Genomic DNA, 25,724 nt, shown 5'->3' with positions numbered 1-25,724 from the left:
GTCTACAGCTTTCCGACAAGCACTTTTCGTGGTTTACTGCCTTCCGCCGGCCCAATAACACCTTCTCTTTCCATGCTTTCAATAATCCGGGCCGCCCGGTTGTAGCCGATACGGAACTTACGCTGAATCAGTGAGGCGGAGGCCGTTTTTACCTCGGTTACAAAAGCTACGGCCTGGTCATAAAGCTCATCGTATTCTTCTTCCCCCTCCTGCTCCCTGTCGCCATCAAAGGATGATTTTGCCCGCTCTTTTCGTGATTTAGAGAGTTCTTCTTCCTGCTCTTTCAACAGGTCGTCATCATGTAATGGTTGTCCCTGTTTCTTGAGGAAATCGGTGATTTGACGAATTTCTTTATCGCTGAGGAAAGCGCCATGCAGGCGGGTAAAATTCGAGGTTCCTGAACCGGGCTGCAGGAAGAGCATATCGCCGTTGCCCAGCAGGTGTTCCGCCCCCATGGAGTCAAGAATAGTGCGGGAATCTATCTTGGACGATACCCGGAAAGAGATCCGGGCCGGGAAGTTGGCTTTAATCAGACCGGTGATGACATCAACCGATGGCCGCTGGGTGGCCAGGATCAGGTGGATGCCTGCTGCCCGGGCCATCTGGGCCAACCTGGTAATGGAGCTCTCCACTTCCTTGGCGGCAATCATCATCAAATCTGCCAGCTCATCAATAACAATGACGATATAAGGTAATATTTCGGTCTGCAGGCCATCTTCTTTGTCATGCTGCCTGGCGTTTTTCCTGGCCAGTCGGTTATAGCTGTTAATATTCCTGGTGCCGGATTCCGACATCAGGGTGTATCGGTGTTCCATTTCTTCAACCGCCCAGCGCAGGGCGGCAGCGGCCCGTTTGGGATTGGTGACCACCGGCAGGAGCAGGTTGGGAATATTGTCATAAACGGAAAGTTCAAGCATCTTCGGGTCCACCAGGATGAACCTGACCTGTTCGGGTGGAGCCTTGAAGAGAATGCTGCAGATCATGCTGTTGATGGCCACACTTTTTCCGGAACCGGTCGATCCGGCAATCAGCAGGTGTGGCATTTTGGTTAAATCAGTGACAAAAGGACTGCCGCCGATATCTTTTCCCAGGGCCAGTGGTAACGGTGATTTGGTATCCTGAAAAGCGGTTGAGGTGATCAGTTCCTTGAAGTAGACATTTTCCCGCTCCAGGTTGGGTATTTCAATGCCGACCACGGATTTCCCCGGAATCGGGGCGATGATGCGAACCGATAAAGCGCTGAGAGCCAGGGCCAGATCATCAGCCAGGGAAGCAATTTTGCTCAACTTGGTTCCGGCGGCCGGTTTGAATTCAAACATGGTAACCACTGGACCGGGAATAACCTCGGTTACCTCGCCTTCCACCCCGTAGTCCAATAACTTTTTTTCCAGGATCTGGGAGTTCATAAAAAGGCTTTTTTTGTCATGGGAGATCTTTTTGTCAGCGGGTGGGTCATTCAGAATGGAAACCCGGGGAAGACTGACTTTTCCTGATTCATGAAAGAACGGTAAAACTTCCTGCTGCAGGATTTCATCCTTTATGCCCTTGGTTTTTGATTGCTTTTCTACCTTGATGCGTGGTTTTTTTGCGTGGTTCTTTTTTTGTCTATCCGGGGTTTGCCTGCTTCCAAAAAGATTGCCCGCCCATTTTGCCAGAGCCAGGGATGAGCTGCTGAGAGCCAGGCCGGCCTGCAAAAAACCTTCGGCGATAACAGCCATTAATTTTAATGGTGATATATGGGTGGTGACAATAATGGCCAGGGAAAATATGATCAACATGATCAGGCAAGTGCCAACCATGCTCAGGTAAAAGAGAAAAAACTTTGACATCAGGTGGCCGAAGAAACCACCGGTTTGGAGTTCCTGCTGGTGATAAACCAATGAAGGTCTGATAAGTGATGCCCAGATGGAGGTGCTGAGTAAAAGCAATATTGCGCCGGGATAACTGCTCCAGGGAGGAGATTTTTTAGCGGTCATCATGGCCAGGAAAAGACCAAACAGATAGAGGGGGATAACCATTGAGGCCAGCCCGAATGGCGTAATCAACAGGTCAGCCACTATGGCCCCCAGACGACCGCCAAAATTGCTGATCTGTTTGCCGGTGGTGGTTGCCGTGTTCCAGGAAGGATCATTCGGAGAGTAAGAAAGCAGACAAATCAGCAGAAAAACAGCAATGCCGAGAATCAGGATGCTGATTATCTCACATTTCCATTCCTGGCGGTCCAGTCGAAGTCGTTTCATCATGGCAGATAATAGAGGTTCAAGGATAAAGGATAAAGGTTTAAGAGCATTCTCGGACAGCCTCCTAAAGTTCAATGATGATTGGTAATATAATTGGTTTGCGCTGTAAATGACGCTTGAAAAACCTTTTCAGATTTTTGCGGACAATGGTTTTTATTTCAATCCAGTCCCGGCGCTCGGAGGCGGGAATACTGTTTATACTGTCATTAATAACTTCCAGCGCTTCTGTCAGTACCATTTCTTTTTCTTCCTCAAAAAATAGTCCTTTGGTGGTCAGGTCAGGTCCGTAAACGATTTCTCCGGTTGATTCTTTGATAACCATAATTACCATTGCCACCCCATTGTGGGACAAATCTTTTCGATCGTGGAGAATAACATCTGCAGCATCGCCGGTACCTTTGCCGTCGATGAGAATCTTTCCGGTTTCAATCGTGCCGGTTTGGCGAATACCGGTGGCGTCCAGGGTGATAATATCACCATCCTTGGCAATCAGGATATTATTTCTGGGAATTTTCTGTTCTTCAGCCAGTTTCGCATGTTGGACCAGGTGGCGATATTCCCCATGGATGGGGATGAAGGTCTCCGGTTTGACCAGGTTGAGCAGCAGCCTTAATTCATCACGATGGGCATGGCCGGAGGTGTGGGTATAGGCGATGGGTTTATATAAGACCCGGGCCCCCCGGCGGTAGAGACGGTTAATAAGGTTGTTGATGGCTTTTTCATTTCCAGGAATAAAACGTGATGAAAAGATGATCGTATCGTCAGGGATGACCTGGAACCATTTATTGCCCCCTGAAGCCAGCAGGGAAAGACCGGAAAGTGGTTCTCCCTGGCTGCCGGTGGTGATGATAAGCAATTGCTCCGGTTCATAATCACCGGTTTCCTGGATATCAATCAGGGTGTCGTCGTCAATCTTCAGGTAGCCAAGCTCCCGGGCAACCATGACATTGCCGAGCAGGCTGCGGCCGTAGAGCGCCACTTTACGCTGCTGCCGGTGGGCCAGGTTGATGATTTCCCCGATGCGGAGCAGGTTGGATGAAAAAAGTGAAATAATGATTCTGCCGGGACAGGTGGGAAATAATGCCATCATGGCGTCCCGGACCTTTTTTTCCGGGGCTGAAAAACCATCCTGTTCGACGTTGGTGCTGTCAGAGAGCAGCAATCTGACGCCATCGCGGCCTAGTCGGGCAAATTCGGCCAGGTCGGTGAAATCACTTCCCAATGGCGTATGATCGATTTTGAAATCTCCGGAATGGATAATGCAGCCCACCGGAGTTTTGAGGTGCAGGGCGACGCCGTCAGGGATGGAGTGGATGACCCGGATAAACTCAACCGTAAAGTGTCTTGTTGCTATCTGTTTTCCGGGTTCGATGGCAATAAATTCTGTTGTTTGATCCAGGGAATATTCTTTAAGTTTCTTTTTTATCAGTCCAAGGGTGAAGCTGGTAGCGTAAATGGGGACTTTGAGGTGGGGAAGTACAAAAGGAAGGGCGCCGATATGATCCTCATGCCCATGGGTGATAATGATTCCTTTGACCCGGTCCTGGTTTTCCTGCAGCCAGGTGGTGTCAGGTATTACCAGGTCTACTCCCAGCATATAAGGTTCAGGGAACATCAGGCCGCAATCGATGATCAGGATTTCATCACTGCATTCGATTGCCATCATGTTCATGCCGATTTCACCGAGCCCTCCAAGGGGAATCAGCTGAACCGTATTGGAATCCATAGGTAGAGTCATTTTGTCGTTATCCATTTAAAAACGGTATAGGGTTTACGGTATATGGTGTAAGGTTTACGGTGTAAGGTTTACGGAAAAACCATAAATCATAAACCTTGCTCCCTATACCTTACACCTTCATCTTGTGCAGCAGGTAGGCTTCCACCAAGGGATCAAGCCCGCCATCAAGAACCTGATTGACATTTCCGGTTTCAAAATCCGTGCGATGATCTTTGACCATCTGGTATGGATGGATGATATAGGAACGAATCTGGCTGCCCCAGGCAATTTCTTTCTTGCTTCCTTCCACCTTATCCAATTCTTCCTGACGCGCGTCCATTTCTGCTTCGTAAAGGCGGGCCTTGAGAATTTTCATGGCCATGGCCTTGTTTTTATGCTGTGAGCGTTCATTCTGACATTGAACCACAATGCCTGATGGCAGGTGAGTAATGCGAACCGCGGAATCTGTTTTATTGACATGTTGTCCGCCGGCGCCGCTGGCCCGATAGGTATCTATGCGTAAATCTTTGTCATTAATCTCAATCTTGATATCGTCATCGATTTCCGGGTAGACGAAGACGGAAGCAAATGAGGTGTGTCGGCGATTGCCGGCGTCGAAAGGAGATATCCTCACCAGGCGGTGGATGCCGATTTCCGAACGGAAATTACCATAGACATACTTCCCGCTGACGGTAAAGGTCACACTTTTGATGCCGCCTTCATCCATGGGCAGGATATCAATGATTTCAGATTTCCAGCCCTGCTTTTCCGCCCAGCGCAGATACATCCGCAGCAGCATCTCGACCCAATCCTGGGCTTCGGTGCCCCCGGCGCCGGCATTGATGCTGACGATGGCATTTTTCCGGTCGTTTTTTTCCGCCATCATCTTTTCCAGTTCAATAATGGCTAGATTCTTACCCAGTTTTCGCAGTCGTGCTTTCAGCTCTGCTATTGATTCAGGATCTTCTTCCTCTTTCAACAGCTCGACAAGTACGGTAATATTTTCCAGCTCATTTTCAATCTGCTGCCAGCGCTCCAGCTCATTATTGATCGTAGTTTGCTCCTTGAGAATATTTGTGGCCGCCTCTTGGTCCTGCCAGAAATCTTCCTGAGTAACATTTTTTTCGATTTCTTCCAGCCGTTGTTTAAGAATCTCAAGATCAAAGATACCCCCGGTATAGTTCTACTTTTTCGGTCAGCTGTTTCATTGAATCGGTTATTTCCAGTGGTAAAACCATGCGATATTTCTCCTTAATTACTTTATCAAATATTTCTTCTGATCAAAATGATTCCAAGTCCGCTATAAAACAAATGGGGCAGGAATGCCGCCGGCATTGGCGAGATAATTCCAGCTTTTCCCAGGGCCAGTGAAAAAGAGAGGACGAACCAAAATGAAAAACCAATAACCAGACTTACCCCTATGCTTCTTGCAAAACCTCCACTGCGTTTGGAACCCAGAGAAAAAGGTATCCCCAGAAGTGCCATCACCAGACAAGACAGGGGGAAAAAGAATTTATGGTACAATTGTACTTTGTATTCATTAACATTAACGCCGATATTTTTCACTTTATCGATATAGCGGTTTAATTCTCTGACATTCATTTCCTCAACTGCTTTTTGCGGAATAAGAAAATCTTCCGGTTTTTCGCTGATGGCTAAGGCCATGGATTGTTTTTGCTTAAACTTCTGCAGGGTCGAGCGGCCATTATGGTAGGTGAAATCCCGGATTGTCAGCTTTTTTGCTATCCACTGGCCATCCCGGTAAATGAGTTGTTTGGCCTCAATCCGCTTTTTGAGCATCGATGACTGGTCAAGCCGATAAATGGTTACTCCTTTAATGACGTTCTTTCCGGGGTCCAGCTTATTGAAATGATAGATATTTCTCCCGCTTGTATACCATACGTCTTTGAGATTTAAAAGTTTCTTTTCCTGCTTATGTTTAACGAAAACTGTTTTAATATGCCTGGCCCGGGCAAAAGTGGGAGGTACAACATATTCAGTGAGTGAGAAGGTGAAGAGGGAAAAAAAGGCACCGGCAATCAGCAGCGGCAGACTTAACTGGTATAAAGTGAAGCCGCAGGAGCGAAAGGCAATGATCTCGTTGTTTTGTCCCATGCCGCCAAGGGTCAGCATGGTTGCCAGCAGTAAAGCCAGAGGAATGAACTGGGCGGCAAAAAAAGGTGCTTGGTTTGCCAGGTAAAGAAAGATGAATTTTATCTTGACCTGGTTTTCAATAAAGTCATCAAGGGTGCCAAAAAACTCGAGTAGAATATAGATCGCCAGCAGGGCCAGCAGGCTCAGGAGAAAAATCTGTACAAGTTCTTTCAGCAGATAACGTTGGTAAATTTGCATGATTATGGAGGGCCCAATCAGAATTTATTTCTGCTTCCAGGTTTTTGTCCAAATGCCCGAGCAGAAATACTCAAAGGACCATAACAAAAAAAAACAGGCAGAGCAATTTATAACCGGCTGTAAACGCTGAAATACTATGATCAGTATTTTTTTCAGCATTTATGGTTGACAAATCAGAGTAATTATATTAGTTACTGTTCCTCATCGATATCGAAATTGTTGCGGGGTGGAGCAGTCCGGTAGCTCGTCGGGCTCATAACCCGAAGGTCGTAGGTTCAAATCCTGCCCCCGCTACCAATAAAAACAGGGGTTTACGGAACATCACCGTAAACCCCTTTTTCATTGTACGTCCCTGGCTTCCTTTCACGAATATCGTTATCTGGCGGTGATATTCTTAAATTGGCCAGTTAAGTGTCAAGTGGTTACGGAAAATTGATGATTGCTATCGAACTTGAATGAACAGGGGAGACATGCTATAGCTTTCCTGCATTTTCTCATATATGATTTCTATGATCAACCTTGATGGAATTGGAGAGCAGATATTATGGCAACTGCTGATGTTATCTTCCTTCACGCCCCCACCGTCTACGACTTTCGCCAGCGGGCCACTTTGTGGGGTCCGACCAGCGATCTTGTACCTTCTGAACCTGTTTTTGATATGTATCCGGTTGGTTTCAGCACCTTGTGCGCCTATCTGGAGGCGGACGGTTTTCGCACCCGCATCGTCAACCTGGCCGCCCGTATGGTCCGTTCCCGGCGCTTTAATGCCGAAAAGCTTATTTCCCGGCTGCAAGGGCGGGCCTTCGGTATCGACCTCCACTGGATGCCCCATGCGCATGGTTCCCTGGAAATAGCCGCCCTGGTCAAAAAATATCATCCTGAAATTCCTGTTTTCTTCGGGGGGTACTCCTCATCCTACTTCCATCAGGAACTGATAAAATATCCTCAGGTTGATTATGTTTTGTGCGGCGATTCAACCGAGGAACCCCTGCGCCTGCTCATAGAGTGTATCACTGCCGCGAAAAATTATAATAAAATCAACGAAGACAATCTCAAAAATATCCCCAATCTAACCTGGAAGGACAGGGTTGGTGAAATCCACGTCAATCCCCAGACTTACATTCCTGAAGATCTGGATCACCTGGAAATGAACTATCGGCAGATGGTCCGTTCAGTTGTCCGGGATCTTGATTTTCTCAATTATGTACCCTTCAGTCACTGGGTTGATTATCCGGCGATGGCTGTTCTCACCGTGCGTGGCTGCAAGCATAACTGTGCCTACTGCGGTGGGTCTGCCTCCGCCGGCCGCCTGATCACCGGCCGCAAAGCTCCGGCTTTCCGTTCCCCTGAGAAATTGGCTCAAGACATGTTCGACATGTATAAAATTAGTCGTGGACCGGGTTTTCTATTGGGGGATATTCGCCAACCGGGGATGGAATACGCCCGTAGCTTCCTGAAGGCCATCAAAGGATATCCCGGCCAGGGAATGCTGGAAATTTTTGAGCCGATTGATCAAACCTTTGCCGCAGAACTGGCCGAAGGACTGCCCGAATTCGTTATCGAGTTTTCGCCTGAATCACATGATGAAACCGTGCGTCGCGCCCTCAATATGCGCTATACTAATGAGGAAATCGAAGAAACCATCGCCGCCTGCCTGGACGTCGGTTGCCGGCGTTTTGATCTGTTTTTCATGATTGGCCTGCCGGAGCAGACGCCTCAATCGGTACTGGAAAGCGTCGATTACTTTGAGTGCCTGCTGGAACGTTTCGGTGATGGCCGTTTTATGCCCTTCATCGGGCCGCTGGCTCCTTTCATCGATCCGGGATGTCCCATTTATGAACAATCAGAAAAATATGGTTATCGCATCCGCTGTCGGACGCTGGAGGAACATCGCCAGATTCTGCTGGGGCCTACCTGGAAGCATATCCTCAATTATGAAACCCGCTGGATGAATCGCGATGAACTGGCTGACGTAACCTATGAGGCCGGTCGTCGGCTCAACGCCCTAAAGGCCCGATTCGGCCTCATCAGCCAGAACGTGGCCGCGGAAACTGAAGACCGTATTAACCGCGCTGTTGCATTGATGACTACCATTGACCAGCTGATCAAGGATTGTACACCAGAGGAACTTGAGCGGGAGCTGATGATTATCAAACCGCAGATTGATCGGGCCAATGTTTCCACTGTCTGTGAAAAAACCGAACTGGATCTGCCCTATAGTATAACTTCTTTTAATTTTCCGCAGTTGATCAAGATGGGTACTGCCGATATCTGCAGTAATATCTTCAAAAGGAGGAGACGGTAACCGTTGGGCCGGGAAGCTTTTGCGGAACTTTTGGAAACTGATTTGTATCGTATACTTCGTCCGCGAAGACCTTGACCAAAAAATAACGGGGTGAATAGTTCTATATACTGTCCCCGTAATTGTCACTGTCCCCGTAATTGTCGTCCCCGTAATTGTCCCCGTAATTATCCAAGGGGGTACTGAAAAAAGTGACAGACTTTCAGGAGTAAGGTTCTAATAACCCAGCAGATTAGCAATTTGTTGCAGCTTGTCTTTTTCGGTAATATCGCCTACCAGTTCCGGAATGATTTGAATGGGGTCGACTGTCCGTTTCCGGAGGTTTTGCTGCCAGTGCATCTGGTTGTCCCGTTTTGTTTCCAGAAAGGCGTTGCCCCGGCATACCTCGGCGGAAAGCATTTTGTTGAGAATGTAGCCGTTCAGGGGGATGCCGAACTCAACCAGCGAGTTGCCGATAAACAGGGCCTGCTCTACGGGTAGACGTTCCGGATTGGTAACCACCCAGGCTGAGGCGTCTTCTTTCAGCATAGTGATGACATCCTCGGTTAAGCGGCGCCATTTATAAATGAGTTCCAGTGGATTGACCTGGTTGAGTACTCCTTTTACTTTAAGGTAGAGCTTTTGAGCCTGGGTTAAATGGGTATAGAAAAGCTGCTGTACAAACAGCAGGTTGAGGGTGGCTGCGGTGGGGGCCGTATCCCAGATGATCATTTCATAGGTTCCGGCGTTGCGCAGGGTCAGGACATAATCCAGCATGAATTCCTCATCAATCCCCGGAGCCCCTTCGATATAATCGATGATATCTCTTTCAACCGGTAGGAATGAAGAAAGAACGGTGTAAATTTCATCGGCAAATTTCTGGCGCCAAAGATCTAATACCACCTTCCGGGTCAGTTCAATTACTTCCAGATTGTGGGAGATCGGGGTGATCTCTTTGCTGACATCGGTATGGAAAATTTCTGTCAGGGAACCGGAGGGGTCCGTTGAGACGATCAGTGTCTTAACCGATTGGGCATAGTGGAGGGCGGTGGCCACCGACATGGTGGTTTTCCCCACCCCTCCCTTGCCCGTAAACATGATAATTTTGCTTTTTTGACGGGGCATATTCCACTCGCTTGTTGTTCATTCTGAGCTATGAATAGCCAGCCGTCCATGGCCGGCTTCCGAGGTGTCCGCCGCGAATCACAATGGGGGACAGTTTTAATAACTGTTCCCAACCAAGCGGCCAAAACCGCTATGAACCAAGCCCGAACATCCTGTAATGTATTCCTGGCAATGCAAGCCAGAAAGTTGCGTTAGTAGTTTTCACCCAATAGCTCGAAATGAGCCTGGGGATGGGCACAGGCGGGACACTCTTCCGGTGCTTCATTCCCTTCATGGAGATAGCCGCAGTTGCGGCATCTCCAGATGACCGGCTGCTCACGCTTGAAAACCTGATCCTGATTGATATTGTTCATCAGGTCCAGATAGCGTTTTTCATGTTGTTTCTCCGCTACGGCGATGGCCTCGAATATGTCTGCAATCTCAGTGAAGCCTTCTTCGCGGGCAGTTACTGCGAATTCGGGGTACATGATCGTATGCTCATGGTTTTCCCCTGCCGCTGATTCTCTCAGGTTGTCCACCGTGCTGCCGACTACGCCGGCGGGAAAAGTGCCAATTATCTCCACTTCGCCGCCTTCAAGGAGTTTGAACAGTCGTTTGGCATGTTCTTTTTCCTGGTTGGCAGTTTCTTCAAAAATGGCTGATATCTGTACGTATCCTTCTTTTTTTGCTTTGCTGGCAAAGTAGGAATAGCGGTTGCGGGCCTGGCTTTCACCGGCAAAAGCGGTCAAAATATTTTTTTCTGTTTTACTTCCTTTTAATGATTTACTCATGTTTTTAGCTCCTCTGTTTGATTTTTTCTATTATTTTTAGCAGATGAATATTAATGCTGCAAGGCTTATCTTATTTGCCTGGGGGGGGTAATTCTTCATTCAGTCCGGATGGGTAGACAGCAGGCCCAGTTTTTGTTCGAGGATGTTGCGGTAATTGAAAATGCGGTCCACGTAGCGAACCGGTTCATAGCCACGGGCATAACCATGCGGCAGGGTTTTATAGTATTTTTTGCGTGATAACAGGGGCAGGACACTCTTGATATCTTTCCAGCTGTCCGGGTCTTTCCCCAGCTTCCTTGCCAACTTCCGGGCATCATAGATATGTCCCATGCCGACATTGTAAGCTGCCATGGCAAAAGCTAAGCGTTGTTTTTCAGGAATAGATTCCGGTACGCGGTCCAGTAATTGACGTAAATAGTGTGCTCCTCCTTTAATGCTTTGTTTGGGGTCAAGGCGGTTAGTGATTCCCAGGGCTTTAGCGGTCGGCAGGGTCAGCATCATAATGCCTTTGACACCCGTGGGACTGACTGCGTTGGTTTTCCAGTGGGATTCCTGGTATGCTTTTGCTGCCAAGATGGTCCAGGGGAGGTCGTACTGCTCAGCATATTTCTGGAAATATTCTTGGATTGACGGAAGGCGGCTGCTTGTTCTGCGGGTAAAAACTTTGATGTCAACATAGTCAAAAATTTCAGTGTAAGCGTAGTATCTATCTTTTAATCCGGCGAATTTGCCGGACTTTTTAAAGTTGGCGAACCATTTGAACAGCTCATCTTTCAGCTTTCCTTCTTTTTTGTTGATGATCCAAGCTAAAGACTGTTCTTCACTGATGGGAAAGGCAACTGTCAGTTCGGGGAAATAGCGGCGGTTCATGGCCAGAATGTTGGAGTCGGCCACTGTGCAGGGAATCTTGCCGAGCCAGACCTGTTCCAGCAGCTGGTCGGTGCTGTATTCATCGGTTTCCTGCCAGTGGAGTCCGGGATATTGCTGCTGAAGTTCCCTGAGCTGCTCCACGTAGCTGGTATTTTTCAGCACCAGCAGGTCATAATCGGCCAGCTCTTCAACCTTTTTCGGGTAGGGATGACTGCGATTGCCAACCACTTGCTGTTGGACAGTAAAGTAGTCAGGACCAAAGAGAAACCGCTTTTCCCGTTCATCCGTTCGGGTCAAGCCGGCGGCCGCCAGATCCGCTTCTCCGTTTTCAATCGCTTTCAGGATATCGGTAACCGAGTCAACAACTTTAAGTTTCAGCTCAAGCCCCATATGGTCGGCAAATGTTTTGGCCAGATCGTATTCAAAGCCCATCTTGCCGTCCGGTCCTTCATAGTAAGCGGTGGGGATGTTGCGGATCAGGACCGTGAGCTTGCCGGGGGCTATACTAATGCTATCTGGTACTGGATTGCAGGAGAAAAACAGCAGGGAGAGCAAAAACAGGAACAGTGTCACGCAACATATGCCAGGTTTCCTCATGGAAATGACTCCTCAGGCGATATTGTGTCAGACAATGTATGGCAGGGCTGAAGCCTAAAATAAAAAACAGCGACCTGCCTTTCAGGCCGATCGCTATTGAAATAAACTGGTCGGGGCGAAAGGATTTGAACCTTCGACCACCTGAACCCCATTCAGGTACGCTACCAGACTGCGCTACGCCCCGGATTGTGTTGATTTAAGGGGATTTAATAACTCAAAAATTCAGCTACCTGGAATGAATAAGCGATTTGATTTCTTCCAATTCATCACGGATATCGGTAAGCAGCTCAGAATTATCAGTTCTATTTTTCTTTTTTTTCGTGGTTAAATGTTTAAGTTTTTTCCTGGCACCGGCAATGGTAAATTCCTCTTCATACAGCAATCTCTTGATTTCCAGCAACAACTCAAGATCCCGCCGCTGATAAAGCCTTTGTTTGCTGTTGCTTTTTTCAGGGGAAATGAGCTCAAATTCCGATTCCCAGTAACGCAGTACGTATGGTTTAACCTTGACAATCTCGCTTACTTCGCCGATGCGAAAGAAGATTTTATCGGGAATACTGTTAGAGCTCATCAAAGGGAGTCATCAGTTTTCGTTAATATGCTTACGCAAAACATTGCTGGGTTTGAAACTTAAAACCCGGCGGGCTGATATGGTGATTTCTTCACCCGTTTGAGGATTGCGGCCTCGGCGGGCATTTTTATTTCGGACGGCAAAACTGCCAAAGCCGGAAACCTTGACATTTTCACCATTTTCCAGCTTACCTTTTATAATATCAAAAATCATGTCAACAATCTTGGCTGACTCTCGTTTTGACAATCCCACCTTTTCATAGATCGTTTCGACGATATCTGCCTTAGTCATATTTGCTCCCCTTGTTATGCTGGTCATGGAATAATCAATCAGCGAATCTGACCGTTAAAATCATGTTTTAGACGTTTGCTGATTTTATCAATAATGGCATTAACCTTTTTATCTGTCAAGGTTTTATTCATGTCCTGAAAAGTAATTTTCAGGGCAATACTTTTCTTATCGGCAGGAATCTGACTTCCTTTATAAGTATCAAATATATCTACTGCCACCACCAGCTTGTTGCTCTGCTGAATAGCCTCAATCAGCTTTTCCCCGGCAATGTTTTCATCGATCACCACTGCCAGATCACGGTAACTGGCAGGGTAACGGGGGATGGATTGAAAGGATGGGCGAAATACCGCGGCAGATAGCAGTGGCTGTACCTGCAACTCAAAAATAAAAATATCCTGGGCAACATCCAGCTGTTCGGCGATATCCGGGTGTAATTGGCCAAAACAGCCAATTGTTTCATGCTCAAGCAGGATAGTTGCCGCCCGGCCCGAATGAAGGTAGCTTTCAGGGTTATCAGCTGAAAAAGAGAAACTCAGCTTGCAGGTGGAAGCAATGTTTTCCAACAGGCCTTTGATATCGTAAAAATCTATCATCTCATCAGGATTGTCAAAATGTACCGGATAACGTCGTCCGCTGGCCAGGCCGGCCAAATAAAAGTTTTCATCCGGCTGCGGCTCATTGTTTCGGGGTAGAAAAATCTTGCCATATTCAAAAAGCCTGATATCCCGATGGAAGACCCGATAATTATCAACCAGATTGCTAAGCAGCGCCGGCAGGAGTGAGGTTCTCATGACGGATAATTCTTCAGTCAGTGGATTGATAAGTTTAATCAGCTTTCTCCGCCGGTCTTCTGCAGGGATATGAAGTTGATCAAGAGCGGCAGGATCCATGAAACTGTAATTGATCGCTTCACTGTATCCATATGAGACCGCTATTGATTTCAGCAGCCGCGGCAGCCGCTCATCATCATAACCGGAACCACCCTGTTCACGGATAACCGGCAGGGTAGTGGGGATATTGTTGTAACCATAAATACGGGCAACTTCCTCAATAAGATCGGCTTCCCGCTCGATATCAAAGCGGTATGAGGGCGATCGGACGGTAAACGAATTGTCATCACTTCGTGCCAGTTCAAACTGGAGTCTTACCAGAATATCTTTAATGGCGGCGGCATCCAGATTAATTCCCAGCAAACGGTTGGTGTAATCCGTGCGGATGGTTACTTCGCCGGCATTATGAGGCTGGGGATTGATATCCAGCCGGTCACCGGCAATTTCAGCCTGGGCCAGCTGATTGAGCAGTTCCATCGCCCGGTCGGCAGCCAGATCGGTGCTCAATGGGTCGACCCCGCGTTCAAAACGATATGATGATTCGGTAGAAAGTCCCAATAATCTTGCAGAGCGTCGGATTGAGGTTGGTTGGAAAAAGGCACTTTCAATCAAAACGTCCCTGGTGGTTGCAGTAATTTCAGAATTGAGTCCCCCCATAATGCCTGCTACTGCTACCGGACCACTACCATCACAGATCATCAGAGTCTCAGGATCCAGGGATCGCTCAATTCCATCCAGAGTAACAAAAGTCTTATCATCCCCGGCTGTTCTGACAATAATCTGTTTTCCGGCCACCATCTCAAGATCAAAAGCATGGAGTGGCTGGCCCGTTTCCAGCATTACATAGTTGGTAATGTCAACCACATTATTGATGGATCTGACTCCTGCCGCCTGGAGTCTTTGTTTCATCCACAAGGGAGAATCAGCTAAAACAATCTGTTCAGCTATCCGGCCCACATAGCGGGGGCAGAGGTCCGGATTTCGGATTTCAATGGACACCAGATCAGCTGTTTTTTTGTTATTTTCAGGAAACAAGGGAGTAGGGTATTTGAACGGTCGCTGATACAAGGCGGCAATTTCCCTGGCAACGCCGATGACACTGAGACAATCACCACGATTCGGGGTGATTTCAACCTCAAGAATATGGTCGTCAAGCTCCAGATACTTTATTGCCGGTATCCCCAGTGGCGCGGATTCAGGCAGAATCATGATCCCACTGGATTCTTCTTCCAGTCCCAGTTCCGCCGCTGAGCAAAGCATGCCCGATGAAGTTATCCCTCTGATTTTGGCCTTTTTTATGGTCAAGCCGTTGGGAAAGCGGGTGCCTATGGGGGCCATGGCTACCTGGTCTCCGGCCTTCATGTTAGCGGCGCCACAAATAATGGAAAAAGTATCCTGGCCATCGAAAACAGAGCAAAGGGAAAGTTTGTCAGCCTGGGGATGTTTTTCCAGGGAGGCGATGCGGGCGGTGACGATCCGGCTTAATTCCGGATCGAAGAGCGGTTTTACTCCGGAGACTTCCAATCCGGTCATGGTCAGACGCTCGGCGGCCTCAACGGGATCAATACCGTCAAGTTCAACAAAATCACCTATCCATTTCCAGCTGATGTTCATTTCTTGCCTTTAATGCGGAAGCGAGCCCCGCAACCAAAATGCGGTCTTTTCGGCCCACAAATAAGTGCTCTTATCAAAACATTTCTTGTTTTTCAAACAAAAAATGTTCTGTAAGGCACTAAAACTGCTGTAGAAAGCGGATGTCATTGCCAAAGAACAACCGCAGGTCATCAATGCCGTAACGCAGCATGGCCATTCTTTCGACGCCCATGCCAAAAGCAAAACCGCTGACTTTATCCGGATCATAATTGACAAACTTATATACGGCCGGATCCACCATGCCGCAGCCAAGTATTTCGAGCCAGCCCGTATGGCTGCAAACCCGGCATCCCTTGCCATGGCAGATAACGCAGGCGATATCTACTTCCGCGCTGGGTTCGGTAAAGGGAAAATAACTGGGCCGAAAGCGAACCTTGACTTTAGGGTTGAAGAAAAGGTGGAGGAAATCCGTCAGCACCCCTTTAAGGTCGGAAAAGGTTATTTTGGTATCAACCATCAACCCTTCCACCTGGTGAAACATCGGGGTATGGGTAAGATCGGAATCACAGCGATACACTTTTCCGGGAACGATGACAAAAACCGGGGGTTCCTGTTTTTCCATCACCCGTATCTGCATCGGTGAGGTGTGGGTCCGCAGGACGACATCTTCACTGACATAGAAGGTGTCCTGCATCTGCCTGGCCGGATGATCTTTCGGGATATTCAAGGCTTCAAAATTATAATAGTCCAGTTCAACTTCCGGACCCCTGGCAATATCGAATCCCATTCTGGTGAAAATAGAAGCGATGTCCTCAATGACCAGGGATGTGGGATGGGTATGGCCATGAAATTGCTGTCGGCCGGGCAGGGTGATATCAATGGTGCCAGCCGCCATCTGCTGCTGACGGGCTGCCTGGGCGAGCTTTTGCCTGGCATCTTCAAACCGGTTATGCAGTTTCTCTTTGATTTCATTGGCCAGCTGTCCCATGGCCGGCCGTTGATCAGCAGGCAGGGTGCCAAGGGTTTTAAGCAGGGTGGTAATTTCACCCTTGCGGCCAAGGAAACGCACCCGCAACGCTTCAACTTCATTGATCATGGTTGAATCGTCCAGCTCCTGAGTGGCGTTTTCAAGCAGCTGCTGGAGTTTGTCTTTCATTACCCCTAGCCGTTGAGAGCCGTTGAGGCAAAATCAACAAATTTACCGAAAGCCGCCGGATCGTTAACGGCAATATCTGCCAGGACTTTTCGATCGACAGCGATATTGGCTTTGGTCAAGCCATTAATCAGCCGACTGTAAGACATGCCATGCAGACGGGAAGCGGCATTGATCCGGGTAATCCAGAGACTGCGGAAGTCACGTTTCCTGACCCGGCGGTCACGATAAGCATAGTTTAAGGCCCGATCAACAGTTTCCGTCGCATTACGGTATAATTTACTTCGGGCGCCACGATAACCTTTGGCCAGTTTTAAAACTTTTTTATGTCGGCGAGTGGCTTTATATCCACCTTTTACTCTGGGCATTGTTTACTCCTTAATGGTCATAAATAATAAAGGCTTATCAGACATGATTTATAAGCATTCGACTTTGTTTATAGATTGGCAAATTCTTGTAACTATATCAGTCAATTTTTTTTTAATTCTCTCGCAAAGCCGCAAAGACCGCGAAGAGTTCAATTTGCTATATCGTCTGTCATTTTTCTTTGCGCTCTTTGCGTCTTGAGTGAGTGAAACGAACGGGCGCGAGACAAAAAAATTACGCTGAATAATTACCAGTTTTTTTATTTCTCACAGAGACACGGAGTCACAGAGGGCAAATGACTGGGGTTCTCTGTGACTTTGTGCCTCCGTGAGAGTATTTTTGTCTTTTTTGAAAACGTAGCCGAATATTTACCATGATTCCTCAACCGCTTTTTAGATGTATGGAAGCATCCTGACTATTCCTCTCTTGTTTGCCGGGTCAACAATGGTTGACTTGCGCAGATTCCTTTTTTGTTTTCTTGATTTACAGCTTAACAAATGGCTGGAATAAGCTTTTCTCCGGACAATTTTTCCGGTTCCGGTAGTCCTGAAACGTTTACGCGCGCCGCTGTTTGATTTCATTTTAGGCATTGTATTCTCCTGTATATTCACTTGCTGTAATGATTAACGCTTTTTCTTGATTGGGGCCAGAACCAGAGAAAGCTGGCGCCCCTCCCGTTGAGGTCTTTGTTCAATTGAACCATATTCCTTAACCGTATCCACCACCCGTTCCAGCAGGGCCATACCCTGATCAGTATAGGCCATTTCCCGGCCGCGGAAACGGATGGTAACTTTGGCTTTGTCTCCATTTTCTAAAAAGCTGATAATATGCTTGATCTTGAAGTCGAAATCATGCTGTTCCGTACCCGGCCGCATTTTGACTTCTTTAACCTGGATATTGGTCTGCTTCTTTTTGGCTTCCTGGGCTTTTTTACTTTGCTGGTATTTGAATTTCCCATAATCCATGATTTTGCAAACCGGCGGATCAGCGTTAGGTGATACTTCCACCAGATCAAGTCCGCGCTTACCGGCTATTTCCAGGGCTTCGTTTAGTGATAAAATGCCAATTTGGGAACCGCTCTCATCAATGATTCTGGCATTATCCGCATTTATTTGTCGGTTGACTCTCGTACGTTCGGTTGCTATGGGAATTACCTCCTGCTAGCTGTTTCAGGTCTCGTTTATGGTAGATGACTTACAGTACAGCCGGTTACCGGGTTTTTCACGCGACCTTCATTTGTTGATGACATTCCTGATTTATATGGGTGATAAATTTTTCAACCGCCATGGGGTCAAGGTTTTCACCCTTTTCCCGCTTTCTCGGGGTGACTGTCATGGATTTTACTTCCTCATTGCCAATAATAAGCATGTAAGGAGTCTTTTCCGTCTGTGCTTCTCTGATTTTATACCCCAGTTTTTCATTGCGAAAATCGGTTTCCACCCGGATTTCACTTTGCTGTAGCGCCTGCGCCACTGTTTTGGCATATTCCAGCTGATCGTCGGTTACGGTCATAACTTTAACCTGAACCGGGGCCAGCCAGGTGGGAAAAGCGCCGGCGTAGTGTTCGATCAGGATGCCGATAAAACGTTCAATAGATCCCAGAATGACCCGGTGCAGCATGATGGGCCGGTGTTTTTCACCATCAGTGCCAATATAGTTCAGGTCAAAGCGCTCAGGCAGAGTGAAATCGCATTGGATAGTGGCGCATTGCCATTGGCGGTTTAAAGCGTCTTTTAAAATGACATCAATCTTCGGTCCGTAAAAGGCTCCGTCTCCGGCATTGACCTTATAGTCAAGCGCATTATTTTTCAGGGCCCGGGTCAGTGCATCAGTTGCCCGTTCCCAGTCCTCATCAGTGCCGATTGAATCTTGGGGACGGGTACTCAACTCCAATTCAAAAGAGAAACCGAAAATTTTCATGATATCGGCGACAAAAGCAATGATCCCGGTAATTTCATCCTGGAGCTGTTCAGGGGTGCAGATGATGTGAGCATCATCCTGGGTAAACCCCCTGACCCGCAGCAGGCCATGCAATACCCCGGATTTTTCGTGGCGGTACACCGTGCCCAGTTCGAAGTAACGTTGGGGAAGATCACGATAACTGCGAACTTTCGCCTTGTAAATCAGCATGTGAGCCAGGCAGTTCATGGGCTTGATGCCGTATACCTGGTTTTCAATCCGGGTGAAATACATGTTTTCCCGGTAATGATCATAATGTCCGGACTTCTGCCAGAGCTCTTGTTTCAGTAATTGGGGTCCAATGACAATCTGGTATCCCCGCTTGAGATGCTCCCGTTTTTCGAAATCTTCCAGGATGGTGCGCAGCAGTGCACCTTTTGGGTGCCAGATAACAAAACCGGCCCCAGCCTCATCAGAAATACTGAAAAGATCTAGTTCCTTACCAAGCTTTCGGTGGTCACGACGCTTGGCTTCCTCCAGCATCTTGAGATGATTCTGCAACTCTTCCTTGGAGGGAAAGGCTGTCCCGTAGATACGCTGAAGCATCTTATTGTCTTCATCACCGTGCCAGTAGGCTCCGGCAACGCTGAGAAGTTTAGCCCCACCTTTGAGCAACCCGGTTTTTGGAATATGCGGTCCCCGGCAGAGATCAACAAAATTTCCCACCTGGTAAAGGGAAATGATTTCTCCCTCGGGTAATTCACTAATCAGCTCGGTTTTATAACTTTCACCTAAATCGGCAAATTGTTTCAGGGCCTCTTCTTTGCTGACTTCCCGGCGACTGAAGGTCTGATTTTTTTTGATCAGTTCCTTCATCTTTTTTTCGATTTTTTTCAGATCTTCAGGGGTAAATGGCTGATCCCGGTCAAAATCATAGTAGAAGCCATTCTCTATTGCGGGTCCAATGGTCACTTTGACTTCGGGGAAAAGTTCTTTTACCGCTTCAGCCATCACGTGGGCGGCACTGTGACGTAGAATGTCAAGCCCTTCCGCTGAATCAATATCAATAAGCTCTATGTTGGTGCCAGGTTGAGGGACAGTTGACAAATCTCTGGAAATACCGTCAATCTTTGCCGCAACAATCCGTGATTTTAGCTCCTTTTTATGTTCAATAAGAAGTTCCCCAATGGTTTTTTCACCATTCTGGGGTATTTCAAGGTTGAACTCCGGGGCCATATATATGCTCATAATAAAAAATCTACCGTAAATAAAAAAACAAAAGGCATCGATAATTCTCAGGATCCGATGCCTTGGATGGCCCTGACACCAGAGTGCCAGGCCGAATTCATTCTGCCATGGATAAATGAGGAATCGTTTATTATCAAAGTGGTAGGCGCAGGCGGTTTTGAACCGCCGACCTCTACCGTGTCAAGGTAGCGCTCTCCCCCTGAGCTATGCGCCTGTCTCTATAGAAAACACCTTTCTTTTCAGGGCCTTGTTTTTAAACGATTTATTGTTGTCTTGTCAAGGCTTTTTCTTAAAATTATTGTCTTTTTTTCTGCCATTGAGTGCCATTCGGGGAGTCTTTCAGGATTATGCCCAATTCCGTCAGTCGGTCACGTATTTCATCGGCAGTCGTCCATTGTTTTTCCTTGCGGGCCTGATTGCGCCGGGCAATCAATTCCTGAATTTCTTTTTCCGTGATCGGCAATCCTTCTTCCCCCCCCAGGTTTTTGAGAAATTCAGTTGGCTCAGCTTCTAGAATTCCCAAAATATCAGCCAGTTCTTTGAACAGCAGGAATGCCGCCTCAAGATCATTGTGGCTTAATGATTGGAGGGGATGGATGTCAAGGTAGCGATTGATGAATTTAGCCGCTTCGAAAAGCTGGCCAACGGCTAAAGCGCTGTTGAAATCATCATCCATGGCTTTGATGAAAGATTTTTTTACCGCTTCCAATTCTTTACTCAACGGCGGTATGGAAGATTGTGCAGATTCTGATGGTAACGTTGGCGTGGATTTGACCGCGACCTGCAGTCGCTCTGCGGCCTGATACAGGCGGGTTAAACCGGCTCCGGCAGCATCCATGGTATCCCAGGAAAAATCAATGGGTGAGCGATAGTGACTGGAAAGGATGAACAGACGCAGGGTTTCCGGATGATATTTTTGCAGTATATCCCGAATGGTGAAAAAATTACCCAGCGATTTTGACATTTTTTCTTTGTTGATGTTGACAAAACCGTTGTGCATCCAGTAGCGGACGAAAGGTTTGCCAGTAGCTCCCTCGGACTGGGCGATCTCGTTTTCATGGTGGGGAAAAACCAGATCTTTTCCTCCTCCGTGAATATCAAAGGTTTCGCCCAGAATCTTCTGGCTCATGGCCGAACACTCGATATGCCATCCCGGACGGCCTTGACCCCAGGGGCTGTCCCAGGAAGGTTCGCCGGGTTTGCTTTTTTTCCAAAGGGCGAAGTCAAGGGGGGATTCCTTGCGGTCATCGACTTCAATCCGGGCTCCGGAGAGCAGGTCGTCAATTTTCTTACCGGACAACTTGCCGTAGGAGGAAAATTCTTTGACCCGGTAAAAAACATCCCCGTCAACGGCGTAGGCTAGACCGTTTACTTCCAGTTTTTTTACCAGCTCGATAATTTGCTTAATATAATCGGTTGCCCGGGGCTCCACGGTCGGACGTTTAAGCTGCAGGCGATCCATGTCCACATAGAACTCGCGAATAAACGTATCGGCCAGTTCTTTCCAGGAGATCTGCTGTTCCTGGGCCCGTTTGATTATTTTGTCATCCACATCGGTAAAGTTGCGGACATAGGTAACATCGTAACCTTTGTAGCTCATGTAGCGGTAGATGACATCGAAAACAATCAGGGAGCGGGCATGCCCCATGTGGCAGAGGTCGTATACTGTTACTCCACAGGCATACATGCCTACTTTCTGATCATGAAGAGGGATGAATTCTTCTTTTTTGCCGCTTAAAGTGTTGTAAATCTGCAAGAAAAACTCCTGTAACTGAAGGGTGATTATTTTTGAATTTTCCTGTTAATCCTGGCTTGACATTATAATTTTTTTGATTTATTAAGTCAACACTTCTCGCCGGTGATTGTCGGCGGTGTTTTTTGTTCTTTAAATGCTGGTTTTTTAAGTTGCCGAAGTGGCGGAATTGGTAGACGCGCTAGGTTCAGGGTCTAGTGAGCGTATGCTTGTGCGAGTTCGAGTCTCGCCTTCGGCACCATTCAATGATAAATAGCTGAAATCTTATGAGATTTCAGCTATTTTTTTGCTTCCAGCATTTAGCCAGCATTTCAAGGTCTTCCGGGGTATCAATTCCATGACCATGGTGGTCGCTGTCAATGACGGTAATGGTGTAGCCGTTCTCCAGCCAGCGTAATTGTTCCAGCCATTCAATCTTTTCCAGTTTTCCCGGCTGTAGTTTTGGGAGTCGTTGAAGGAAAGAGCGATGAAAACCGTAAATGCCGATATGCTGCCAGCAGGTGGGGTTGGGAAATGTCTGCTCATCAACGGGAATAGAGCGGTTATGGGGAATGGGGGACCGGGAGAAATAAAGTGCCTGACCATGAAGATCAGTGATAATCTTAACAACATGCGGTGACGAGAAGTTGGCAGCCGAACGGATCGGACTGCGAGCAGTAACAATAATATCGGGAACTGAACTTTCTCGCAGAGCTGCAGCAATTCCATCGATCAATGAAGGGGAAATATCCGGCTCGTCACCTTGAACATTGATAAACCAGGTTGTTTCCGGATGCCGAGCGGCGATTTCGGCAATCCTGTTCGTGCCGCTCTGGTGGTCCATGCCGGTTATTTCCGCTTTTCCACCGATGGCGGTAACCGCCTGATAAATCCGCTGGTCATCGGTGGCAACGAGAACCTGGTCGGCTAGCTTAGATTGCCGGCACCGTTCCAGAACCCACTGAATCATTGGTTTGTCCAGTAATTTGGCCAGTGGTTTGCCGGGAAAACGAGATGACTGGTAGCGGGCCGGGATAACAATCATCAGTTCTGACATCGCCTGCTCCTTCAATCATTACTCAACTTTTTGAGTTGTTTTGGAAATCGTATAAATCTGTAACTTATTGATTTTATTGTTGAACATTTCCCTGTGTTTCTGTACTCCATATGCTTTTTACCTCGCGCAAAGGCGCAAAGGCGCAAAGGCGCTGAGAAAAGCAAAAAACATAATAGTTAAAAAGCAAAAAATATACTTTTATTTCAATTACTTAAATAACTCAGAAAGTAAATATTCGACTTTGTCTATAGATTGACAAATTTTTATTATTTCTCACAGAGACACAGAGTCACAAAGGGCAAATGACTGGGGTTCTCTGTGACTTTGTGCCTCTGTGAGAGTATTTTTATCTTTTCTGAAAACGTAGTCGAAAGTTTACCTCAGAAAGTTGAGTTAGTAATAGAGCCTTATCTGGCAGAAAAACCTTGACAAAGCAATAGTTATTAATTTAGCTTGATTTTATTGTCCGGTGTCTGTAGTAAACTGCTGTTTTCGGCAAAAATGTAGGCAATTGACGCTCAACCATAGCAGAAACCTGAAATAATTATGTAGGTGAGCGGTTTAATGGATTACTATACAGCTTTTTCATAATAGTTTTTAACCGGGGAGGGAAAAATGAGTGATTCAGCAATCAAGACTGGTCAATCTGTGCTTAAAAAAATTACCTATGAAAGTGGAAAGCTTTGTCGCGTGGCTACCCGGCAGGTAAAATTATCTTCCATTCGTCGTCAACGCAAAAATTATTTTAAAAATCTTGGGGAACGCCTTTATATATTCAAGGTTTTACAGAAAGAAGATGATGTTTGGGATAAGGAGGAGATATCCCAGCTGTTATTGACCTTATCTGATCTTGATCAGGAGCAGGAGTTGCTCCTTCAGGAAATTAACGAGATAAAAGCAGAGGAGGTGCCGGTAGAAGATGAAGCCGATACTGATACCTTTTCGGCTTCTGAAAAGAAAGAAACTGTGGAAAAACCGGCGGCCAAAAGGGCAGAAAAAAGTACTGCCACTGATACAACCGCGGATAAACCGGTAAAAAAGAAAACGACGACCAGGAAGACCACTACAAAAACAGCCGCCTCAAGGGCGAAAAAACCTAAAACTGCAGCGCCGAAATCATCCGAAAAAAAACCGGCCGTAAAAACCACTGCCAGTGAAGATGAGAAGAAATAGTAAGTTTTTACAGCTGAGTTTTTAAAATCTTTTTAATCAGTTTTTTCAACTCGTTCAGGTCGGCAGATTTAACCACATAGTAATCTGAGGCCATGGCTGCGACATCCCGTTTGAAAGTACTGTAAGCCGATAAGAGGATAACCGGTAAGTCATAGTATTTGTCCCGGATCATTTTTAACAGCTCAATGCCGCTTAACTGCGGCATTTTAATGTCCAGTATGATGATGTCAGGTTGCTCATCTTCGATCATCTTCATTGCCTGCTGTGGGTCCCCCAGACCGATGACCTCATAGCCTTCATCCTCGAGCTCACAGGATAACAGTAAACGGATATTTTCCTCGTCGTCAATTGAGAGAATCTTTTTCTTGCTTTCCATTTTCCTGACTCCCTTAGTATCAGTGCTTATTTTGCTGCCATCGTTCAACCAGGTATGGTTTGCTGTCTTCATAAATCTGGCAGAGTTCTTCGATTACTTCTTCAGCCTGGTAGTCATCCAGGTTTTCAGTTTCATGGACAAATGATGAAATAAATCCATAATAGAGGGGTATTAAAGACTGCAGGAGCTGCTGGCGGTCCTGAGCTGTCTGGTAAAATACTGCGTAATCAAAAATCACTTTAACCCATAGTGTTTTGGGAAAGTCTATATTATTTCCGGCCATTTCAGTGACTTCCATCAACTTTGCAAAAACTTGTTCAGAAAGAATCTGCTGGTATGCAGACGTATAAGTTGAAATTCCGTCAGTAAATTTGGTCATCATCCGGGAGACGTTAACATTCAGCGGCTTGGGCGCGGTTTCCGCTTGGAATCCCAAAATTGCCGTAGGCCGGCTGCCGACAACTTTCTGCCAATGGGATTCATAGGTGCCCATCAGGGAAAAAATGGTACCGACCACCTGGATGAACATGGGTCCCAGATCCGATCCGGGATCCTTGACATCATGGATTTTCGCCCCCATGAATGACTGGCAGATCTTAAAACCATTAACAATGGCGGTGGTAGTCATCCAGATGTCGATGCCGAAACGGGTAACATCGGTATCCCAGACATCCTGTTTGAGGTAAAGCTCCAGGAGCTTGCCGGAAAAGCCGAAATCCCCCCCAATAGGCTGGCGAACCCGCCGACCATAGAGGGCTCGGGTAAAAGGAAAGGCGATACTGTTGGTAATAGTTCCGTCATACTTGTAGCGGCGGTAAAATGGGCAGACGTAGCCATAGTCTTTAGCCAGCACGGGAGCCAGCAGCAATTGTATCCATTCAGGGGTAATGCTGCGTAAATCTGAATCCAGGACGGCGCAGGCTTTGACTCCAAGCATGTGTGCCGCCTCAAAAATGGCCTTGAATGCAGAACCTTTACCGGGAATGCCGATATATTTGCTGCTTAAGTTTTCCAGGGGGAACTGTGGCTTAATGATGAAAAAAGTGTCATAAGAATCAGTTTTGGCAGTACGCTCAAAAACCGCTCTGGTTCGATCATCAGAACCGCCATCCGAATTAAAGAGTACCGCCCGTGAAGCGGGATAATATTTTGCCAGTCCCAGTTTAATGGCTTCAGTAACATGACCGATGGTTTTTTCATTGTTATAGCTGGGGATTCCAACCAGAATGTCAGCCTGAGCAATGGCAATAATGGTTTTTCGGGTTTCACCGTTAAGAGCACTTTTGCCCATCAGCAGATATCTCCTTCCTGAACTGAGCGATTAGCTTTTAGCCATAAGCCATTAGTTTAATGATTCCTAAGTTAAGCGATTAGCTGTTAGCTATCAGCGTTTAGCCTTGAAAAATAAAGGCGTTACGTTAATGAGAAATAACACCCAACGGGTGAAAGTTTGTAAGTAAATATTCGACTTTGTCTATAGATT

Annotated in this window: 22 protein-coding genes and 4 tRNA genes; 5 read left to right on the top strand and 21 right to left on the bottom strand. The window is 47.0% G+C overall.

Going from position 1 to position 25,724, the window contains the following annotated elements; genetic code table 11:
* Window positions 1–2: 2 nt before the first annotated feature.
* The 4 genes from U9P07_08080 to lptG form a co-directional block, all read right to left on the bottom strand.
* Window positions 3–2,243, bottom strand: coding sequence for a DNA translocase FtsK (locus tag U9P07_08080; protein MEA2109358.1), 2,241 nt, complete (start codon window positions 2,241–2,243; stop codon window positions 3–5).
* A gap of 61 nt (window positions 2,244–2,304) precedes the next feature.
* Window positions 2,305–3,978 (bottom strand): ribonuclease J, encoded by a 1,674-nt coding sequence (locus U9P07_08075; protein ID MEA2109357.1) that lies wholly within the window; start codon window positions 3,976–3,978, stop codon window positions 2,305–2,307.
* A 109-nt stretch (window positions 3,979–4,087) separates the two neighbouring features.
* Window positions 4,088–5,195, bottom strand: a protein-coding gene (prfB, locus tag U9P07_08070) for a peptide chain release factor 2 (GenBank protein ID MEA2109356.1) whose coding sequence is annotated in 2 segments (ribosomal slippage) — window positions 4,088–5,128 and window positions 5,130–5,195 — 1,107 coding nt in all. Because the reading frame shifts where the segments join, the coding sequence is not laid out codon by codon here.
* Between the two features lie 25 nt (window positions 5,196–5,220).
* The gene (lptG, locus tag U9P07_08065; GenBank protein ID MEA2109355.1) at window positions 5,221–6,309 is read right to left on the bottom strand and encodes an LPS export ABC transporter permease LptG; all 1,089 of its coding nucleotides are present in this window, start codon (window positions 6,307–6,309) and stop codon (window positions 5,221–5,223) included.
* A 220-nt stretch (window positions 6,310–6,529) separates the two neighbouring features.
* On the opposite strand from lptG, the gene U9P07_08060 reads away from it, so the two are divergent.
* Together U9P07_08060 and U9P07_08055 are read left to right on the top strand one after the other, a co-directional pair.
* Window positions 6,530–6,606 (top strand) — tRNA-Met (locus U9P07_08060).
* 247 nt (window positions 6,607–6,853) lie between these two features.
* A complete protein-coding gene (locus tag U9P07_08055; protein ID MEA2109354.1) occupies window positions 6,854–8,614 on the top strand; it encodes a TIGR04190 family B12-binding domain/radical SAM domain protein in 1,761 nt (586 codons plus the stop codon).
* Between the two features lie 213 nt (window positions 8,615–8,827).
* Here U9P07_08055 and U9P07_08050 read toward each other — a convergent pair whose 3' ends face one another.
* A complete protein-coding gene (locus tag U9P07_08050; GenBank protein ID MEA2109353.1) occupies window positions 8,828–9,715 on the bottom strand; it encodes an ArsA family ATPase in 888 nt (295 codons plus the stop codon).
* Window positions 9,716–9,745: 30 nt separating this feature from the next.
* On the opposite strand from U9P07_08050, the gene U9P07_08045 reads away from it, so the two are divergent.
* On the top strand, window positions 9,746–9,910 hold the full coding sequence (locus U9P07_08045; GenBank protein ID MEA2109352.1) for a hypothetical protein: 165 nt from the start codon (window positions 9,746–9,748) through the stop codon (window positions 9,908–9,910).
* Here the strand turns inward: U9P07_08045 and U9P07_08040 are convergent.
* From U9P07_08040 to cysS, 13 genes are all read right to left on the bottom strand, one after another.
* On the bottom strand, window positions 9,907–10,485 hold the full coding sequence (locus U9P07_08040) for a rubrerythrin family protein (protein MEA2109351.1): 579 nt from the start codon (window positions 10,483–10,485) through the stop codon (window positions 9,907–9,909). The two genes, U9P07_08045 and U9P07_08040, sit on opposite strands and share 4 nt — an antisense overlap.
* Before the next feature lie 99 nt (window positions 10,486–10,584).
* Window positions 10,585–11,952, bottom strand: a complete 1,368-nt coding sequence (gene mltF, locus U9P07_08035) for a membrane-bound lytic murein transglycosylase MltF (GenBank protein ID MEA2109350.1) — start codon at window positions 11,950–11,952, stop codon at window positions 10,585–10,587.
* Between the two features lie 107 nt (window positions 11,953–12,059).
* Window positions 12,060–12,136, bottom strand: a tRNA-Pro gene (locus U9P07_08030).
* Between the two features lie 42 nt (window positions 12,137–12,178).
* On the bottom strand, window positions 12,179–12,523 hold the full coding sequence (locus U9P07_08025) for a MerR family transcriptional regulator (protein ID MEA2109349.1): 345 nt from the start codon (window positions 12,521–12,523) through the stop codon (window positions 12,179–12,181).
* A gap of 12 nt (window positions 12,524–12,535) precedes the next feature.
* A complete protein-coding gene (locus tag U9P07_08020; GenBank protein ID MEA2109348.1) occupies window positions 12,536–12,814 on the bottom strand; it encodes an integration host factor subunit alpha in 279 nt (92 codons plus the stop codon).
* Window positions 12,815–12,852: 38 nt separating this feature from the next.
* Window positions 12,853–15,258, bottom strand: coding sequence for a phenylalanine--tRNA ligase subunit beta (gene pheT, locus U9P07_08015; GenBank protein ID MEA2109347.1), 2,406 nt, complete (start codon window positions 15,256–15,258; stop codon window positions 12,853–12,855).
* 118 nt (window positions 15,259–15,376) lie between these two features.
* Complete coding sequence (pheS, locus tag U9P07_08010; GenBank protein MEA2109346.1) at window positions 15,377–16,393, bottom strand: phenylalanine--tRNA ligase subunit alpha; 1,017 nt, start codon at window positions 16,391–16,393, stop codon at window positions 15,377–15,379.
* Window positions 16,394–16,398: 5 nt separating this feature from the next.
* A complete protein-coding gene (gene rplT, locus U9P07_08005) occupies window positions 16,399–16,758 on the bottom strand; it encodes a 50S ribosomal protein L20 (GenBank protein ID MEA2109345.1) in 360 nt (119 codons plus the stop codon).
* Between the two features lie 390 nt (window positions 16,759–17,148).
* The gene (gene rpmI, locus U9P07_08000; GenBank protein ID MEA2109344.1) at window positions 17,149–17,346 is read right to left on the bottom strand and encodes a 50S ribosomal protein L35; all 198 of its coding nucleotides are present in this window, start codon (window positions 17,344–17,346) and stop codon (window positions 17,149–17,151) included.
* Between the two features lie 33 nt (window positions 17,347–17,379).
* On the bottom strand, window positions 17,380–17,901 hold the full coding sequence (infC, locus tag U9P07_07995) for a translation initiation factor IF-3 (protein MEA2109343.1): 522 nt from the start codon (window positions 17,899–17,901) through the stop codon (window positions 17,380–17,382).
* A 76-nt stretch (window positions 17,902–17,977) separates the two neighbouring features.
* The gene (gene thrS / locus U9P07_07990) at window positions 17,978–19,903 is read right to left on the bottom strand and encodes a threonine--tRNA ligase (GenBank protein ID MEA2109342.1); all 1,926 of its coding nucleotides are present in this window, start codon (window positions 19,901–19,903) and stop codon (window positions 17,978–17,980) included.
* Between the two features lie 139 nt (window positions 19,904–20,042).
* Window positions 20,043–20,117: transfer RNA gene (locus U9P07_07985), tRNA-Val, on the bottom strand.
* 81 nt (window positions 20,118–20,198) lie between these two features.
* Complete coding sequence (gene cysS / locus U9P07_07980; protein MEA2109341.1) at window positions 20,199–21,659, bottom strand: cysteine--tRNA ligase; 1,461 nt, start codon at window positions 21,657–21,659, stop codon at window positions 20,199–20,201.
* A 151-nt stretch (window positions 21,660–21,810) separates the two neighbouring features.
* Here cysS and U9P07_07975 point away from each other — a divergent pair.
* A tRNA-Leu gene (locus U9P07_07975) sits at window positions 21,811–21,897 on the top strand.
* 33 nt (window positions 21,898–21,930) lie between these two features.
* On the opposite strand, the gene kdsB is transcribed toward U9P07_07975, so the two are convergent.
* Window positions 21,931–22,692, bottom strand: coding sequence for a 3-deoxy-manno-octulosonate cytidylyltransferase (gene kdsB, locus U9P07_07970; protein MEA2109340.1), 762 nt, complete (start codon window positions 22,690–22,692; stop codon window positions 21,931–21,933).
* Between the two features lie 615 nt (window positions 22,693–23,307).
* Between kdsB and U9P07_07965 the strand changes: the two genes are divergently transcribed.
* Complete coding sequence (locus U9P07_07965) at window positions 23,308–23,865, top strand: hypothetical protein (protein ID MEA2109339.1); 558 nt, start codon at window positions 23,308–23,310, stop codon at window positions 23,863–23,865.
* A 7-nt stretch (window positions 23,866–23,872) separates the two neighbouring features.
* Here U9P07_07965 and U9P07_07960 read toward each other — a convergent pair whose 3' ends face one another.
* Both U9P07_07960 and U9P07_07955 read right to left on the bottom strand, forming a co-directional pair.
* The gene (locus U9P07_07960) at window positions 23,873–24,241 is read right to left on the bottom strand and encodes a response regulator (GenBank protein ID MEA2109338.1); all 369 of its coding nucleotides are present in this window, start codon (window positions 24,239–24,241) and stop codon (window positions 23,873–23,875) included.
* 19 nt (window positions 24,242–24,260) lie between these two features.
* A complete protein-coding gene (locus tag U9P07_07955; protein MEA2109337.1) occupies window positions 24,261–25,532 on the bottom strand; it encodes a glycosyltransferase in 1,272 nt (423 codons plus the stop codon).
* Between the last annotated feature and the right edge of the window lie 192 nt (window positions 25,533–25,724).

This window comes from Pseudomonadota bacterium, from assembly GCA_034660915.1.
In the GTDB taxonomy this organism is placed as follows: domain Bacteria; phylum Desulfobacterota; class Anaeroferrophillalia; order Anaeroferrophillales; family Anaeroferrophillaceae; genus DQWO01.
Note: the sequence above shows the minus strand (reverse complement) of the source record. Positions and strands in the feature narration are given on the sequence as shown.

Excerpts from the sequence above, each read along its gene's own strand:
- U9P07_08080 (MEA2109358.1), bottom strand. The coding sequence starts at position 2,243 with ATGATGAAACGACTTCGACTGGACCGCCAGGAATGGAAATGTGAGATA.
- U9P07_08075 (MEA2109357.1), bottom strand. The coding sequence starts at position 3,978 with ATGACTCTACCTATGGATTCCAATACGGTTCAGCTGATTCCCCTTGGA.
- lptG (MEA2109355.1), bottom strand. The coding sequence starts at position 6,309 with ATGCAAATTTACCAACGTTATCTGCTGAAAGAACTTGTACAGATTTTT.
- U9P07_08055 (MEA2109354.1), top strand. The coding sequence starts at position 6,854 with ATGGCAACTGCTGATGTTATCTTCCTTCACGCCCCCACCGTCTACGAC.
- U9P07_08050 (MEA2109353.1), bottom strand. The coding sequence starts at position 9,715 with ATGCCCCGTCAAAAAAGCAAAATTATCATGTTTACGGGCAAGGGAGGG.
- U9P07_08045 (MEA2109352.1), top strand. The coding sequence starts at position 9,746 with ATGAATAGCCAGCCGTCCATGGCCGGCTTCCGAGGTGTCCGCCGCGAA.
- U9P07_08040 (MEA2109351.1), bottom strand. The coding sequence starts at position 10,485 with ATGAGTAAATCATTAAAAGGAAGTAAAACAGAAAAAAATATTTTGACC.
- mltF (MEA2109350.1), bottom strand. The coding sequence starts at position 11,952 with ATGAGGAAACCTGGCATATGTTGCGTGACACTGTTCCTGTTTTTGCTC.
- U9P07_08025 (MEA2109349.1), bottom strand. The coding sequence starts at position 12,523 with ATGAGCTCTAACAGTATTCCCGATAAAATCTTCTTTCGCATCGGCGAA.
- U9P07_08020 (MEA2109348.1), bottom strand. The coding sequence starts at position 12,814 with ATGACTAAGGCAGATATCGTCGAAACGATCTATGAAAAGGTGGGATTG.
- pheT (MEA2109347.1), bottom strand. The coding sequence starts at position 15,258 with ATGAACATCAGCTGGAAATGGATAGGTGATTTTGTTGAACTTGACGGT.
- pheS (MEA2109346.1), bottom strand. The coding sequence starts at position 16,393 with ATGAAAGACAAACTCCAGCAGCTGCTTGAAAACGCCACTCAGGAGCTG.
- rplT (MEA2109345.1), bottom strand. The coding sequence starts at position 16,758 with ATGCCCAGAGTAAAAGGTGGATATAAAGCCACTCGCCGACATAAAAAA.
- rpmI (MEA2109344.1), bottom strand. The coding sequence starts at position 17,346 with ATGCCTAAAATGAAATCAAACAGCGGCGCGCGTAAACGTTTCAGGACT.
- thrS (MEA2109342.1), bottom strand. The coding sequence starts at position 19,903 with ATGAGCATATATATGGCCCCGGAGTTCAACCTTGAAATACCCCAGAAT.
- kdsB (MEA2109340.1), bottom strand. The coding sequence starts at position 22,692 with ATGTCAGAACTGATGATTGTTATCCCGGCCCGCTACCAGTCATCTCGT.
- U9P07_07965 (MEA2109339.1), top strand. The coding sequence starts at position 23,308 with ATGAGTGATTCAGCAATCAAGACTGGTCAATCTGTGCTTAAAAAAATT.
- U9P07_07960 (MEA2109338.1), bottom strand. The coding sequence starts at position 24,241 with ATGGAAAGCAAGAAAAAGATTCTCTCAATTGACGACGAGGAAAATATC.
- U9P07_07955 (MEA2109337.1), bottom strand. The coding sequence starts at position 25,532 with ATGGGCAAAAGTGCTCTTAACGGTGAAACCCGAAAAACCATTATTGCC.